Here is a 13,992-nt window from a genome sequence, read left to right on the forward strand (position 1 = left end):
TCCCCCGGGACGATCCGCCACCCGGCCGTACGCCACGCACCACGCTCTGGTGGCGGCAGTCGAAGCAGCGGCACAATGGCGTGATGACGGTGACCACCGCTGAGGCGGAGAAGATCCTGGCCGACAGCTTCGCCCCCTGGGTACGGGACCTGGCGCTGGCGGTGGTCGAGACAGGCGATCGGCACGCGGTACTGCGGCTGCCGTGGTCGGGGCGGCTGGCCCGCGAGGGCGGGGCGATGTCGGGGCAGGCGCTGATGGCGGCCGCCGACACGGCCACCGTGATCGCGGTGTCGGCTGCGCGCGGCGGCTACGGTCCGATGACGACGGTGCAGCAGTCGACGACGTTCCAGCGGGCGGTACAGGACGCGGATGTCCTGCTCACCGCCCGGGTGACCAAACTGGGCCGGCGGCTGGCCTTCACCGACATCACGATGACCGCCGAGGGCGGCGAGGAGGTGGTGGCACAGGGCACCACCGTCTACGCCTTCCCCGGCTGACATCACATCAGGTCGCGTCAGCCGCGGCGCAGCCGTACGACGGGGATGTCCCGGTCGGTCTTCTGCTGGTAGTCCTCGTACGGTGCGTAGACGTCGACCAGGTGCGGCCAGACGCGGGCCTTCTCGTCGGCCGACAGGGTCTCGGCGGTGGCGGCGAACCGCTCGGCGCCCACACGGACGTGAACCTCGGGGTGGTCCCGCAGACTCAGGTACCACAGCGGGTGGTTGTCGTCGCCGCCCTTCGACGCGACGATCAGATAGTCGGCGCCGTCGCGCCCGTAGATGAGCACCGTCCGGTGCCACTTGCCGCTGCGCCGGCCAAGGTAGTCCACCAGCAGGCAGGGCGAACCGTTTATCGTCAGGCCTTTGGTGCCGCCCGACTCCTCGTAGAGCCGGGCCTGCTTCGCCACCCACGTCGTCGGGCTGATCAGAACATCGTTCTCGTCGTAGGCCGTCACGCCACTGCCTCCAGGTCGATCTCGGGGTACCCCCACCCTAGATCGACCGGCGACGAGAACGGGGATCACGGCGGACCGTGCGCCGTGCATTCCTTCCCACGGTCCGCCGTGCTCCGGCTGGGCGCGCCGCGGGTGATTCAGCGCGTGACGTCCAGGACCAACTTGCCGTGGGTGCGCCGCGCGCGGATGTCCTCGTGGGCGCGGGCGACCTCGGAGAGCGGGTACACGCCGCCGACCTGGGGCTTGAGGCGTCCGTCGGCCGTCATCGCCAGGAGTTCGGCCATCGGCTCGCGGTACATGCCGGGACGGCCGACGCAGTGCATCAGCCAGAAGCCGACGACCGCGCGGGAGCGACCCATCAACTGCGCCGCCTGGACCGGCGTCGCGGGGACGCGGGAAGCCATCCCGTACGTCACCAGGCGGCCGAAGGGCGCGAGGGCGGCGAGTGACGCGTCGAAGACCGGTCCGCCGGTCATCTCCAGGACGATGTCGACCTTCTTGCCGCCGTTGGCCTCGACGAGCCGGTCCTTCATCCCCTCGGCGTCGGCGTCGATCGCGATGTCGGCGCCCAGTTCCAGCGCGAGGTCCCGCTTCTCCTTGGTGGAGGCGGTCGCGATGACCCGGCCCGCGCCGAAGGTCTTGGCCAGCTGCACGGCCAGCGACCCGGTGCCGCCCGCGGCCGCGTGCACCACGACGCTCTCGCCCTCGGCCATCCGCGCGGAGGTGCGCAGCAGGTGCCAGGCGGTCAGGCCCTGGACGATGAGGGCGAGGGCCTGACCGTCACTGACGCCCTCGGGCACGTCGTGCGCCAGGAACTCGCGGACGGAGGCGACCTCCGCGTAGCCGCCGTTGTCGGCGAGGGCGACGACACGGCGGCCGTCGGCCGTGCGGCCGACGACCTCGGCGCCGGGGACCATCGGCAGCGTGGAGCGCGAGAGGTAGCTGTCCTCGACGGTGTGGGTGTCGGCGAAGTTGACGCCCGCGGACGACACCCGCACGAGCAGGTGCCCCGGCTGTGCCTCGGGCTCCGGCAGTTCCACCTGCCGCAGTACCTCGGGTCCGCCGAACTCCGTGATCTGGATCGCGCGCAACGCGACTCCTTCCGCTGTTCCTCATCGTTCTGGGTCGTGCCCGGTCCGTCTGGGCCCGTGATCCCGCAGCCTCCACGGTAGAGCGTGCGGGTCGCCAGGGGAATGGGTGACCGACCAGTCGGTATGTGATCTGCGTTGCGCGCGACCGCCCGGTCAGACCGCCGGCACCGGCCGCGGCGGCGGGGGGCCGGTGTAGCGGGCCGCCGGGCGGATGATCTTGCTGTCCTCGGCCTGCTCGAGGACGTTGGCACACCACCCGACGACACGGGCCGAGGCGAAGGTCGGGGTGAACATCTCGCGGGGCAGCCCGCACAGCTCCATGACCACCCCCGCGTAGAACTCGACGTTGGTGTGCAGTTCCCGGCCGGGCTTCAGCTCGGCGAGGATCGCCTCGACCCGCTCCTCGACCTGGACGGCGAAGTCCACCAGCGGCCCGCCGAAGCCCCGGGCGATCTCCTTGAGCATCCGCGAGCGCGGGTCCTCCGTCCGGTAGACCGGGTGCCCGAAGCCCATGATCCGGTCACCCGCCAGGACCCGCTCCCGGATCCACGGGTCGATGCGCTCGGGCGTGCCGATGGCGTCCAGGGTGTCCAGCGCGCGGCTCGGCGCGCCGCCGTGCAGCGGCCCGGAGAGCGCGCCGATCGCGCCGACGAGGCAGGCGGCCAGGTCCGCGCCGGTGGAGGTGATGACCCGGGCGGTGAAGGTGGACGCGTTGAACCCGTGGTCGATGGTGGAGATCAGATACCGCTCGATGGCCCGGGCACGGGCGGGCTCCGGCTCCCGGCCGGTCAGCATGTACAGGTAGTTGGCCGCGTACGGCAGGTCCTCGCGCGGTTCGACAGGAGCCAGTCCCTGGCCGAGCCGGTGCAGGGCGGTCAGCAGCGTCGGCACGACGGCGCTCGCCGCGAGCGCGTCCGCGCGGCGGCGGTCGGCGTCGATGTCGTACAGCGGCCGGAAGCCGGCCGAGGCGCCGGCCAGCGACAGGGCGGTGCGCAGTCCGGCGAGTGGTCCGGCGAGCGCGCAGGAGCGGGCGATGGCGGGCAGCGCGTCGCGGACGTCGTCGGGTAGCCGGCGCAGCGCGGCGGTCCGCGCGGTGAAGGCGGCTCGCTCGGCCGCGTCGGGCAGCGTGCCGTGGAACATCAGGTGCCAGACGTCCTCGAAGGTGCGGGTCTCGGCCAGCTCGACGGCCGAGTACTCCCGGTAGTGATAAAAGCCCTCGAGTCCTCGGACGTCGCCGAGGGCGGTGTCGGTGACGACCACTCCCTTCAGTCCTCGGGGTACGTCGATCGGGGTGTTCCGCTCGGTGGTGGGCATGCTGTTCCTCCCTGGATGTTGATTCGACTGTCGATGATTGATTCAATGCTTGTCAACGTTGATTGAATCAATATGGATACGGTGGAGCCCATGACGGACGACACGGCGGGCGGAACCAGCGGGAGCGGGAAGTGGCTGAGCACCCGGGAGACCGCCGACCGGCTCGGGGTGAAGTCCGAGACGGTCTACGCGTATGTCAGCCGCGGGCTGCTCACGAGCCGGCGCGCGCCCGGCGGACGCGGCAGCACCTTCGATCCCGACGAGGTGGACGCGCTGGCCCGCCGGTCCGGACGCGGACGGCTGGGCGGCGACAGCGCGGCGGCGGACCGGCCCGCCGGCTCCCCCGGCGGTGACGGGCGCTGGGACGGAACCCTGACCGCCAGGACCGGCATCACCCTCATCGGCACCGACCGCTACTACTACCGGGGCGTCGACGCCTGCGCCCTCGCCGCCCGTTACGGCTACGAGGAGACCGCCGCGTGGCTGTGGACCGGTGAGCTGACGCCCGGCATCCGCTTCACCGCGCCGCACGAGAGCCTCGCCGCCGCCCGCCGGGCCGTCGCGGCGCTGCCCGCCCACAGCGGGCTGGTGGACCGGCTCCGGGCGGCGACGATCGCCGCGGCCGTCACCGATCCGCTGCGCTTCGACCTGTCGGCGCCCACCGTGCTCGCCGCCGCTCCCGCCCTGATCGCCACCCTGGTCGGCGCCCTGCCCGCACGGGAGACGGACGCGGCGGACACGCCGGACGGCTCGGCCGAGTCGGACGCGTCGGGGAGCGCGCTGGCCGCACGGCTCTGGCCACGGCTCAGCCGACACACCGCCGACCAGGCCTCCGTACGCGTACTGGACGCCGCGCTCACCCTGCTCATCGACCACGATCTGGCCGCCTCGACCCTCGCCGCCCGGGTCGCGGCCTCCGCGCGGGCCCACCCGTACGCCGTGGTCTCCGCCGGCCTCGGCGCGGTCGACGGACCGCTGCACGGCGCCGCCAGCGGACTGGCCCACCGGCTGCTGACGGAGGTGCTGGAGCGCGGCAGCGCGGCAGCGGTCGTCGCCGACCACCTGCGCGAGGGACGACGGATCCCGGGGCTCGGCCACCGGCTGTACCCGGGCGAGGACCCCCGCGCCCGGATGCTGTTCGGGCTCCTCGACGAGCTGCCGCGGGCTGCCCCGGCGCTCGCCGCGGCCCGCGAAGTGGTGGAGACGACCGCCCGGTACACCCCGCTGCACGCCAACGTCGATCTCGCGCTCGCCGTGCTGTCGGTCTCCGCCGGCATGCCCGCAGAGGCGGGCGAGACAGTGTTCGCGGTCGCCCGCACCGCCGGCTGGATCGCCCACGCGCTGGAGGAGTACCAGGAGCGCCCGCTGCGGCTGCGTCCCAGCGGCCACTACACCGGACCGACACCGCCCCAGCCGCTGCCGTGACCGACCCGCGCCCCGGCACGCGAACGCCCCGCCGGGTCCGTGTCACCGACGGGGCGCGCTTCGCGTGCGGGTCGGCCGTCCGGTCCCGGATCGCGCGGGACGCTCCGACCGCCGTCCCCCGGCAGAAGGCGTCGTGCCGGGCGGGGAGCTCACCCCGTGCGAGGCACCGCCGCCGACCCGGCCGCCCCCGCGGTCATCTCCCGGCCGCGCGCCAGGAGCCCGCGCTCTGGTAGCCGTACCCCTGCCGCCAGTCGGCGCGGAACGGACCGGTCGTCGGCTCCGGCACCTGCGCCCGGGTCGACAGGCTCGCCAGGACCACGGCCAGGGCGGCCAGTTCCTCCTGGCCGACGTCACCGCGCTCGACCGCCCATCCCCCGCTCATACGGGCGGGTTCCCGTGCTTGCGGGCGGGCAGGACCTGCTGCTTGGAGCGCAGCATCTCCAGCGAGCGGGCCAGGGTGCGCCGGGTCCAGCGGGGGTCGATGACATCGTCGACCAGTCCGCGCTCCGCCGCGTAGTAGGGGTGCATCAGTTCCTCCCGGTACTCATCGACCAGTTCGCGCCGGGTGCCCTCGGGGTCCGGCGACGCCGCGATCTGCCGGCGGAACACCACGTTCGCGGCGCCCTCCGCCCCCATCACCGCGATCTCGTTGATCGGCCAGGCGTAGGAGAGGTCGGCGCCGATGGACCGCGAGTCCATGACGATGTACGCGCCGCCGTACGCCTTGCGCACGATCACCTGGATGCGCGGCACGGTCGCGTTGCAGTACGCGTACAGCAGCTTCGCGCCGTGCCGGATGATGCCTTCGTGCTCCTGGTCCTTGCCGGGCAGGAAGCCGGGCACGTCGACCAGGGTGATCAGCGGGATGTTGAACGCGTCGCAGGTCTGCACGAACCGCGCGGCCTTTTCCGACGCGTGGATGTCCAGGACGCCGGCCATCGAGGCCGGCTGGTTGGCGACGATGCCGACCACGGTGCCGCCGATCCGGGCCAGCGCGCACACCACGTTGGTCGCCCACCGCTCGTGGACCTCGAACAGGTCGCCCTCGTCGACGATCTCCTCGATGACGGCCCGCATGTCGTACGCCTGGGTCGGATCCGCCGGTACGAGGTCCACCAGGGCGTCGTTGGGCCGGTCGACCGGGTCGTCGCACGGCCAGACCGGCGGCAGCTCCCGGTTGTTGGCGGGCAGCAGCGAGAGCAGGAACCTGACTTCCTCCAGGCACTCGTCCTCGTTGTCGTAGGCGAACGCCGCGACGCCCGAGGTCGAGGAGTGGGTGTCGGCTCCGCCCAGCACCTCCTGGGTGACCTGCTCACCGGTGACCGCGTGCACCACGTCGGGCCCCGTGATGAACATCTGCGAGGTCCCGCGCACCATGAAGACGAAGTCGGTGAGCGCCGGCGAGTACGCCGCACCACCCGCGCACGGCCCGAGCATCACACTGATCTGCGGGATCACCCCGGAGGCCCGGGTGTTGCGGGAGAAGATCCCGCCGTAGCCGGCCAGCGCGGTGACACCCTCCTGGATCCGGGCGCCCGCGCCGTCGTTGAGGCTGACCAGCGGGGCGCCCGACGACTCGGCGAGATCCATCAGTTTGTGGATCTTCTCGGCGTGCGCCTCGCCCAGCGCTCCGCCGAAGATCCGGAAGTCGTGCGCATAGGCGAAGACGGTGCGGCCGTGCACCTTGCCCCAGCCCGTCACCACTCCGTCGGTGTAGGGCTTGCGCGCCTCCAGGCCGAAGCCCGTCGCCCGGTGCCTGCGGAAGGGCTCGACCTCGTTGAACGAGCCCTCGTCGAAGAGCAGTTCCAGCCGCTCGCGGGCAGTGAGCTTCCCGCGGTCGTGCTGGTTGCGGGTTGCCTGCTCGCTCGGTCCCGCCTCGGCCTGCGCCTTGCGGCTCTCCAGTTCGGCGATCCGGCCGAGCATGTCCGTGGGCACGGCGGGAGGGACGACGGGGGCTGGGTCCGGGTTCGGTGACGAGGTCGGCATGGTGACCGGTGGAGCACCGGTGATCTGTCGTTCCAGCTCGAAGATGCTCATGGTTTCCTTGTCGGTTCGCCGGACTGTGCCGATGGATCAGTAGCGATAGTGGTCCGCCTTGTACGGACCTTCGACCGGGACGCCGATGTAGGCGGCCTGCTCCGGGCGGAGCGTGGTGAGCCGGACGCCGAGGGCGTCGAGGTGGAGACGGGCGACCTTCTCGTCCAGGTGCTTCGGGAGCACGTAGACGCCGGTGGGGTACTCGCTCTGCTTGGTGAACAGCTCGATCTGGGCCAGGGTCTGGTCCGCGAAGGAGTTGGACATGACGAACGAGGGGTGACCGGTCGCGTTGCCGAGGTTCAGCAGACGGCCCTCGGAGAGCATGATGAGGACCTTGCCGTCCGGGAACGTCCAGGTGTGGACCTGCGGCTTGACCTCGTCCTTGACGATGCCGGGGATGTTCGCCAGGCCCGCGATGTCGATCTCGTTGTCGAAGTGGCCGATGTTGCCGACGATCGCCTGGTGCTTCATCTTCGCCATGTCCTGGGACAGGATGATGTCCTTGTTCCCGGTCGTGGTGATGAAGATGTCGCCCTCGGAGACGACGTCCTCCAACGTGGCGACCTGGTAGCCGTCCATCGCCGCCTGCAGTGCGCAGATCGGGTCGATCTCGGTGATGACGACACGGGCGCCCTGGCCGCGCAGCGACTCCGCACAGCCCTTGCCGACGTCGCCGTAGCCGAGGACGACGGCGACCTTGCCGCCGATCAGGACGTCCGTGGCACGGTTGATGCCGTCGATCAGGGAGTGCCGGCAGCCGTACTTGTTGTCGAACTTCGACTTCGTCACCGCGTCATTGACGTTGATGGCGGGGAAGAGCAGCGCCCCGGCCTGGTGCATCTCGTAGAGGCGGTGGACGCCGGTGGTGGTCTCCTCGGTGACGCCGCGGATCTCCGAGGCGACCTGGGTCCACTTCTGGGCGTTCTCCCCGAGGGTGCGCCGGAAGAGCTGGAGGATGTACCCGTACTCCTCGCTGTCCCCGGCGGCCGTCTCCGGGACCGCGCCGGCCTTCTCGAACTCGACACCCTTGTGGACGAGGAGCGTGGCGTCGCCGCCGTCGTCCAGGATCATGTTCGGGCCGCCGGTGGGGGTGTTCGGCCAGGTCAGCGCCTGCTCCGTGCACCACCAGTACTCGGCCAGGGTCTCGCCCTTCCAGGCGAAGACGGGGGTGCCCTGCGGGTCCTCGGGGGTGCCGTTCGGGCCGACCGCGATGGCGGCGGCCGCGTGGTCCTGGGTGGAGAAGATGTTGCACGACGCCCAGCGGACGTCCGCGCCCAGCGCGACCAGGGTCTCGATGAGGACGGCGGTCTGGATCGTCATGTGCAGCGAGCCGGTGACGCGGGCGCCGGCCAGCGGCTGCGCCTCGGCGTACTCGGCACGGATCGACATCAGGCCGGGCATCTCGTGCTCGGCCAGCGTGATCTCCTTGCGGCCGTAAGCGGCCAGGGAGAGGTCCGCAACCTTGTAGTCAGCGGCGGTGAGGGACGGCATCTGCGCTCCTAATGTTCCGGTGGATTTCCAAGGCGGCCGTGGACCGATTCAGAGTGATGTAGTGAAGTCCCGGGGCGCCGGCGTCGAGCAGGGACTGGGCCAGCCGCGTCGCGTGGTCCACCCCGATCCGGTGGGCGACGTCGGGGTCGTGCTCGACCGCCGCCAACTGCGCGGCCAGCTCGGCGGGGAACGTCGCGTTGCTGAGTTCGGCGAAGCGCCGGATCTGCCGGACGTCGGTGGCGGGCATGATCTCCGGGATGATCGGGATGTCACACCCCGCGGCCGCCACCCGGTCGCGGAGCCTGAAGTAGTCCTCGGCCCGGAAGAACATCTGGGTGATGGCGTAGTCGGCCCCGGCCCGCGCCTTGGCGACGAAGTGCCGGACCTCGGTCTCCCAGTCCGGTGAACGGGGATGACGCTCGGGGAAGGCCGCCACGCCGATGCTGAAGTTCCCCGACCCCTTGACCAGCGCCACCAGCTCCCGGGCGTGGTTCAGCCCGTCCGGGTGCGGCACCCAGGCGCCGCGGGGGTCGCCCGGCGGGTCGCCGCGCAGCACGAGGACGTCCCGGACACCCGCGTCGGCGTACTGCCCGATGATGCGCCGCAGCTCACCGATCGAGTGCCCGACCGCGGTCAGATGGGCGACCGGACGCAGACTCGTCTGCGCGGCGATCCGCTGCGTGACCGCGATGGTGCGGGTGCGGGACGAGCCGCCGGCGCCGTAGGTGACGGAGACGAACGTGGGCCCGACGGCCTCGACCCGCCGGATTGTGTCCCACAGGGAGCGTTCTCCCGCGTCGGTCTTGGGTGGGAAGAACTCGAAGGAGAAGGAGCGGGTGCCCGTGGCCAGGATGTCGCGCAGGGTGCTCATGAGGGGCCTCCATGAGCGTTGAAGTAGCCGGCTTCCGGGTGGTGGATGATGATCGCGTCGGTGGACTGCTCGGGGTGCAGCTGGAATTCCTCGGACAGGTCGACCCCGATCCGTTCCGGTTTGAGCAGGTCCATGATCTTGGCGCGGTCTTCCAGGTTGGGGCAGGCCGGGTAGCCGAGTGAGTAGCGGCAGCCCTGGTACTCGGTGCGGAACATCGCGTCCAGGCTGTCCGGGTCGGCGCCGGAGATGCCCAGCTCCGTGCGGACCCGTCCGTGCCAGTACTCCGCCAGCGCCTCGGTCAACTGCACCGACAGGCCGTGCAGTTCCATGTAGTCGCGGTAGGCGTTCGCGGCGAAGATCTCGTTCGCGGCCACCGACACCCGGTTGCCGACGGTGACGACCTGCATCTCGATCACGTCGATCTCACCGGAGTCCTCCGGGCGGAAGAAGTCCGCCAGGCACAACCGGCGCCCGCGACGCTGGCGCGGGAAGGTGAACCGGGTCCGCTCACCACCGTCCTCGCCCAGGATGATCAGATCGTCGCCCTTGGACACGCACGGGAAGTACCCGTACACGATCGCCGCTTCGAGCATGTTCTCCGTGTGCAGCCGGTCCAGCCACATCCGCAACCTTGGCCGACCCTCGCTCTCCACCAGCTCCTCATAGGAGGGGCCGTCGCCGCGGGTGGACTTCAGCCCCCATTGGCCCTTGAAGAGCGCGGCCTCGTCGACCCAGGCCGCGTACTCCTTGAGCGGGGTTCCCTTGATGATGCGGGTGCCCCAGAACGGCGGGGTCGGGACCGGGTTGTCGGTCACCACCGTGGAGCGCACCGAACCGCTCTCCTCCGGCTCCTCGATCACGATGGCCGGCCGGACGGCCACCCGGCGCTGCTTCAGCTCGGGGAGGGTGGCGCCGGGCACACCGCGCTTGACGGCGATCAGGGCGTCCATCAGCCGCAGGCCCTCGAACGCGTCGCGGGCGTAGCGGACTTCGCCGTCGTAGATCTCGTGGAGGTCCTGCTCGACATAGGCGCGGGTCAGGGCGGCGCCGCCGAGGATGACGGGGTAGTCGGCTGCCATCTTGCGCTGGTTGAGCTCCTGCAGGTTCTCCTTCATGATCACGGTGGACTTCACCAGCAGCCCCGACATGCCGATCACGTCGGCCTTGTGCTCGGTCGCGGCCTCCAGGATTGCCGCCACGGGCTGCTTGATGCCCAGGTTCACGACGTTGTAGCCGTTGTTGGACAGGATGATGTCGACGAGGTTCTTGCCGATGTCATGGACGTCGCCGCGCACGGTGGCGAGCACGATGGTGCCCTTGCCGTCGGCGTCGGACTTCTCCATGTGCGGCTCCAGGTAGGCGACCGCCGTCTTCATGACCTCGGCGGACTGCAGCACGAACGGCAACTGCATCTGACCCGACCCGAACAACTCCCCGACGACCTTCATACCCTCCAGCAGGGTGTCGTTGACGATCGCCAACGCCGGGCGGGTCTCCAGGGCCTCGTCCAGGTCCCGGTCCAGGCCGTTCTTCTCGCCGTCGATGATCCGCCGCTGCAACCGCTCGTCCAGCGGCAGTGCCGCCAGCTCCTCCGCACGGCCGGCCTTGACGGACTTCATATCGACGCCCTCGAAAGCCTCCAAGAAGGCCTGCAACGGGTCGTACCCCTCACGCCGCCGGTCATAGACCAGATCCAACGCGATCTCCCGCTGCTCCTGCGGGATCCGCGCCACCGGCACGATCTTCGCCGCATGCACGATCGCCGAGTCCAGGCCCGCCGCCACGCACTCGTTGAGGAACACCGAGTTCAGGACCACACGCGCGGCCGGATTCAACCCGAAGGAGATGTTCGACAGACCCAACGTCGTCTGCACCAGCGGATGCCGGCGCTTCAGCTCCCGGATCGCCTCGATCGTGGCAATCCCATCCTTACGGGACTCCTCCTGACCGGTCGCGATCGTGAACGTCAGGCAGTCCACCAAAATGTCGGACTCCTGAATGCCCCAGTTACCGGTCAGATCATCGATCAACCGCTCCGCGATGGCCACCTTGTGCTCAGCAGTCCGCGCCTGCCCCTCCTCGTCGATCGTCAACGCGATCAACGCCGCACCATGCTCCGACGCCAGGGCAGTCACTTGGGCGAAACGTGAGTCAGGTCCGTCGCCGTCCTCGTAGTTGACGGAGTTGATGACCGCCCGGCCACCCAGCTTCTCCAACCCCGCCCGCAACACCGGGACCTCGGTGGAGTCCAGCACGATCGGCAACGTCGACGCGGTCGCGAAGCGGCCGGCGACCTCGGCCATGTCGGCGGCGCCGTCCCGACCCACGTAGTCGACGCACAGGTCCAGCAGGTGGGCGCCCTCGCGGATCTGGTCGCGGGCCATCTCCACACAGTCGTCCCAGCGGCCCTCCAGCATCGCCTCACGGAACTTCCTCGACCCGTTGGCGTTCGTCCGCTCACCGATCGCGAGATACGACGCATCCTGCCGGAACGGCACGGTCTGGTAGAGCGACGCGGCGCCCGGCTCCGGACGCGGACTGCGCGGCACGAGGTCCAGGCCCCGCACCCGCTCCACGACCTGCCGCAGATGCTCCGGCGTCGTGCCGCAGCACCCACCCACCAGCGACAACCCGTACTCCCGCACGAACGTCTCGTGCGCGTCCGCCAGCTCCTGCGGCGACAACGGGTAGTGCGCACCGTCCTTGCCCAGCACCGGCAGACCGGCATTCGGCATGCACGAGACCGCGATCCGCGCGTGCTGCGCCAGATAGCGCAGGTGCTCGCCCATCTCGGCCGGACCCGTCGCGCAGTTCAAGCCGATCATGTCGATGCCCAACGGCTCCAACGCCGTCAGCGCCGCCCCGATCTCCGAGCCCAACAGCATCGTGCCCGTCGTCTCGACGGTCACATGCGTGATGATCGGCAGACTGCAGCCCGCCTCCCGCATCGCACGATGCGCACCCAAAATCGCGGCCTTGGTCTGCAGCAGATCCTGCGTCGTCTCCACCAAGATCGCGTCCGCGCCGCCCTCGATCAGGCCCGCCACGTTCGCCTGGAAGCCGTCGCGCAGCGCCACGTACGGCGCGTGGCCCAGCGTGGGGAGTTTCGTGCCCGGACCGACCGAGCCGAGCACCCAGCGCGGCCGGTCCGGCGTCGCGAAACCGTCCGCCACCTCACGCGCCAACCGGGCGCCTGTCAGGGACAGTTCGTGGATCCGTTCGGGGATGTCGTACTCCCCCAGCGCCGCCAGGTTCGCACCGAACGTGTTCGTCTCGACGCAGTCCACACCCGCCGCGAAGTACTCCTCGTGCACCGACCGGACGATGTCAGGACGCGTCACGTTCAGGACCTCGTTGCACCCCTCCAGGTTCTCGAAGTCGTCCAACGACGGATCCTGCGCCTGCAGCATCGTGCCCATCGCACCGTCGCCCACCACCACCCGCGACGCGAACGCCCGACGCAGAGCGTCGGCCCGGGACATCCCGCTCATGACACGACCGCCAGATCCGGTTCGATCTCGCTGGCGACGACTCCGCCGTGGACGCTGTCGATCCGTCCGAGCAGGTCCGCGGCCGAGAGTACGTACTCCTGGGGGCCGACGGACTCAAGGACGACGGTCGCGATGGTGCAGCCGAGCTGGGCGGACCGTTCGGCGGTCCACTTCCATGACGCGCCGGCCAGGAATCCGGCGCGGAACGCGTCGCCGACCCCGGTGGGGTCGGCGGGCGTCTCGGTGAGGACGGCGGGGACCCTGATGACGGGTTCTCCGGCGTTCTCGATGCGGACGCCGTCGGCGCCCAGGGTGGTCACCCAGGTGCCGACCCGGTCGAGGACCTGGGCCGCTGTCCAGCCGCTGTGTTCCTGGAGCAGCGAGGCCTCGTACTCGTTGGTGAACAGGTACTTCGCGCCGGTGACGAGTTGGCGCACCGACGGGCCGTCCAGGGTGGCGAGTTGCTGCGAGGGGTCGGCCGCGAAGGGGATGCCCAGGCAGCGGCTCTCCTGAGTGTGCCGGAGCATCGCTTCGGGGTCGTTGGCCCCGACGACCACCAGGTCGATGCTGCCGGTGCGGGCCACGATGGGGCCGAGTTCGATCTCCCGGGCCTCGGACATGGCGCCCGGGTAGAACGTGGCGATCTGGTTCTGGTCGGCATCGGTGGTGCACACGAAGCGAGCGGTGTGCCGGGTCTCGCTGACCCGCACCGGGGACGTGTCGACGCCGTTCTTCTCGAGCCACTGCCCGTACTCGGCGAAGTCGGTGCCGGCCGCCCCGACGAGCAGTGGCCGGATGCCGAGCCGCCCCAACCCGATGGCGATGTTGGCCGCCACCCCGCCCCGCCGGACCACCAGGTCGTCGGCGAGGAAGGACAGGGAGACCTTGTCGAGTCGGTCGGCGAGCAGTTGCTCGCTGAAGCGGCCCGGGAAGTTCATGAGATGGTCGGTCGCGATCGAACCGGTGACGGCGATCTGCACAGCGCTCTCTCCTTCGGTCAGCCTCGCACGGTGGCGAGCAGCTTTTCGACCCTGTCGGTGCGCTCCCAGGTGAGGTCCGGCAGCTCGCGGCCGAAGTGCCCGTAGGCGGCCGTCTGCGCGTAGATGGGCCGCAGCAGGTCGAGGTCGCGGATGATGGCGGCAGGGCGGAGGTCGAAGACGCTCCGGACGGCGTCCTGGATCTGTTCGACCGGGATGGTCTCGGTGCCGAACGTCTCGACGAACAGCCCGACGGGGGCGGCCTTGCCGATGGCGTACGCGACCTGGACCTCGCAGCGGCGGGCCAGCCCGGCCGCGACGACGTTCTTCGCGACCCAGC

General features: G+C 70.5%; 12 protein-coding genes. 2 read left to right on the forward strand and 10 right to left on the reverse strand.

Translation table 11 applies throughout. From position 1 onward, the window contains the following. Nucleotides 1-83 precede the first annotated feature (83 nt). Nucleotides 84-497: a PaaI family thioesterase gene (locus O3X23_RS42740; protein ID WP_269280408.1), complete on the forward strand. Its 414-nt coding sequence runs from the start codon at nucleotides 84-86 to the stop codon at nucleotides 495-497. 17 nt (nucleotides 498-514) lie between these two features. Here O3X23_RS42740 and O3X23_RS42745 read toward each other — a convergent pair whose 3' ends face one another. The 3 genes from O3X23_RS42745 to O3X23_RS42755 all read right to left on the reverse strand — a co-directional run bounded on the left by O3X23_RS42745 (nucleotide 515) and on the right by O3X23_RS42755 (nucleotide 3,360). Beyond that, entirely contained in the window at nucleotides 515-955 is a 441-nt protein-coding gene (locus tag O3X23_RS42745; RefSeq protein ID WP_269280382.1) for a nitroreductase family deazaflavin-dependent oxidoreductase, read from the reverse strand. 137 nt (nucleotides 956-1,092) lie between these two features. Next, nucleotides 1,093-2,046, reverse strand: coding sequence for a quinone oxidoreductase family protein (locus O3X23_RS42750; RefSeq protein ID WP_269280384.1), 954 nt, complete (start codon nucleotides 2,044-2,046; stop codon nucleotides 1,093-1,095). Nucleotides 2,047-2,199: 153 nt separating this feature from the next. Further along, nucleotides 2,200-3,360 carry a citrate synthase/methylcitrate synthase gene (locus O3X23_RS42755; RefSeq protein WP_269280387.1) on the reverse strand — a complete coding sequence of 387 codons (1,161 nt, stop codon included), beginning with the start codon at nucleotides 3,358-3,360 and terminating at the stop codon, nucleotides 2,200-2,202. Between the two features lie 90 nt (nucleotides 3,361-3,450). Here O3X23_RS42755 and O3X23_RS42760 point away from each other — a divergent pair, with 90 nt between their 5' ends. Beyond that, complete coding sequence (locus O3X23_RS42760) at nucleotides 3,451-4,785, forward strand: citrate synthase (protein WP_269280389.1); 1,335 nt, start codon at nucleotides 3,451-3,453, stop codon at nucleotides 4,783-4,785. Between the two features lie 193 nt (nucleotides 4,786-4,978). Here the strand turns inward: O3X23_RS42760 and O3X23_RS42765 are convergent, their stop codons facing one another. The 7 genes from O3X23_RS42765 to O3X23_RS42795 all read right to left on the reverse strand — a co-directional run. After that, the gene (locus tag O3X23_RS42765; protein ID WP_269280391.1) at nucleotides 4,979-5,167 is read right to left on the reverse strand and encodes an acyl-CoA carboxylase epsilon subunit; all 189 of its coding nucleotides are present in this window, start codon (nucleotides 5,165-5,167) and stop codon (nucleotides 4,979-4,981) included. Beyond that, nucleotides 5,164-6,708, reverse strand: coding sequence for an acyl-CoA carboxylase subunit beta (locus O3X23_RS42770; protein WP_269280412.1), 1,545 nt, complete (start codon nucleotides 6,706-6,708; stop codon nucleotides 5,164-5,166). Before O3X23_RS42770 ends, O3X23_RS42765 begins: the two co-directional genes overlap by 4 nt. Nucleotides 6,709-6,858: 150 nt before the next feature. After that, entirely contained in the window at nucleotides 6,859-8,313 is a 1,455-nt protein-coding gene (ahcY, locus tag O3X23_RS42775; RefSeq protein ID WP_269280394.1) for an adenosylhomocysteinase, read from the reverse strand. Next, nucleotides 8,291-9,184: a methylenetetrahydrofolate reductase [NAD(P)H] gene (metF, locus tag O3X23_RS42780; protein WP_269280397.1), complete on the reverse strand. Its 894-nt coding sequence runs from the start codon at nucleotides 9,182-9,184 to the stop codon at nucleotides 8,291-8,293. Before metF ends, ahcY begins: the two co-directional genes overlap by 23 nt. Next, complete coding sequence (gene metH / locus O3X23_RS42785; RefSeq protein ID WP_269280400.1) at nucleotides 9,181-12,675, reverse strand: methionine synthase; 3,495 nt, start codon at nucleotides 12,673-12,675, stop codon at nucleotides 9,181-9,183. The genes metF and metH overlap by 4 nt, the downstream gene beginning before the upstream one ends. Beyond that, nucleotides 12,672-13,655, reverse strand: coding sequence for a carbohydrate kinase family protein (locus O3X23_RS42790; RefSeq protein ID WP_269280403.1), 984 nt, complete (start codon nucleotides 13,653-13,655; stop codon nucleotides 12,672-12,674). The genes metH and O3X23_RS42790 overlap by 4 nt, the downstream gene beginning before the upstream one ends. Nucleotides 13,656-13,672: 17 nt before the next feature. Further along, a partial coding sequence (locus tag O3X23_RS42795; protein ID WP_269280405.1) for a methionine adenosyltransferase domain-containing protein occupies nucleotides 13,673-13,992 on the reverse strand: 320 nt, incomplete at its 5' end.

The organism is Streptomyces sp. H39-S7 (genome assembly GCF_027158205.1).
Lineage (GTDB): Bacteria > Actinomycetota > Actinomycetes > Streptomycetales > Streptomycetaceae > Actinacidiphila.

What these genes read in the sequence shown, in the direction of transcription:
- O3X23_RS42740 (WP_269280408.1), top strand. Translation starts at nt 84, where the DNA reads ATGACGGTGACCACCGCTGAGGCGGAGAAGATCCTGGCCGACAGCTTC.
- O3X23_RS42755 (WP_269280387.1), bottom strand. Translation starts at nt 3,360, where the DNA reads ATGCCCACCACCGAGCGGAACACCCCGATCGACGTACCCCGAGGACTG.
- O3X23_RS42760 (WP_269280389.1), top strand. Translation starts at nt 3,451, where the DNA reads ATGACGGACGACACGGCGGGCGGAACCAGCGGGAGCGGGAAGTGGCTG.
- O3X23_RS42765 (WP_269280391.1), bottom strand. Translation starts at nt 5,167, where the DNA reads ATGAGCGGGGGATGGGCGGTCGAGCGCGGTGACGTCGGCCAGGAGGAA.
- O3X23_RS42770 (WP_269280412.1), bottom strand. Translation starts at nt 6,708, where the DNA reads ATGCTCGGCCGGATCGCCGAACTGGAGAGCCGCAAGGCGCAGGCCGAG.
- ahcY (WP_269280394.1), bottom strand. Translation starts at nt 8,313, where the DNA reads ATGCCGTCCCTCACCGCCGCTGACTACAAGGTTGCGGACCTCTCCCTG.
- metF (WP_269280397.1), bottom strand. Translation starts at nt 9,184, where the DNA reads ATGAGCACCCTGCGCGACATCCTGGCCACGGGCACCCGCTCCTTCTCC.
- metH (WP_269280400.1), bottom strand. Translation starts at nt 12,675, where the DNA reads ATGAGCGGGATGTCCCGGGCCGACGCTCTGCGTCGGGCGTTCGCGTCG.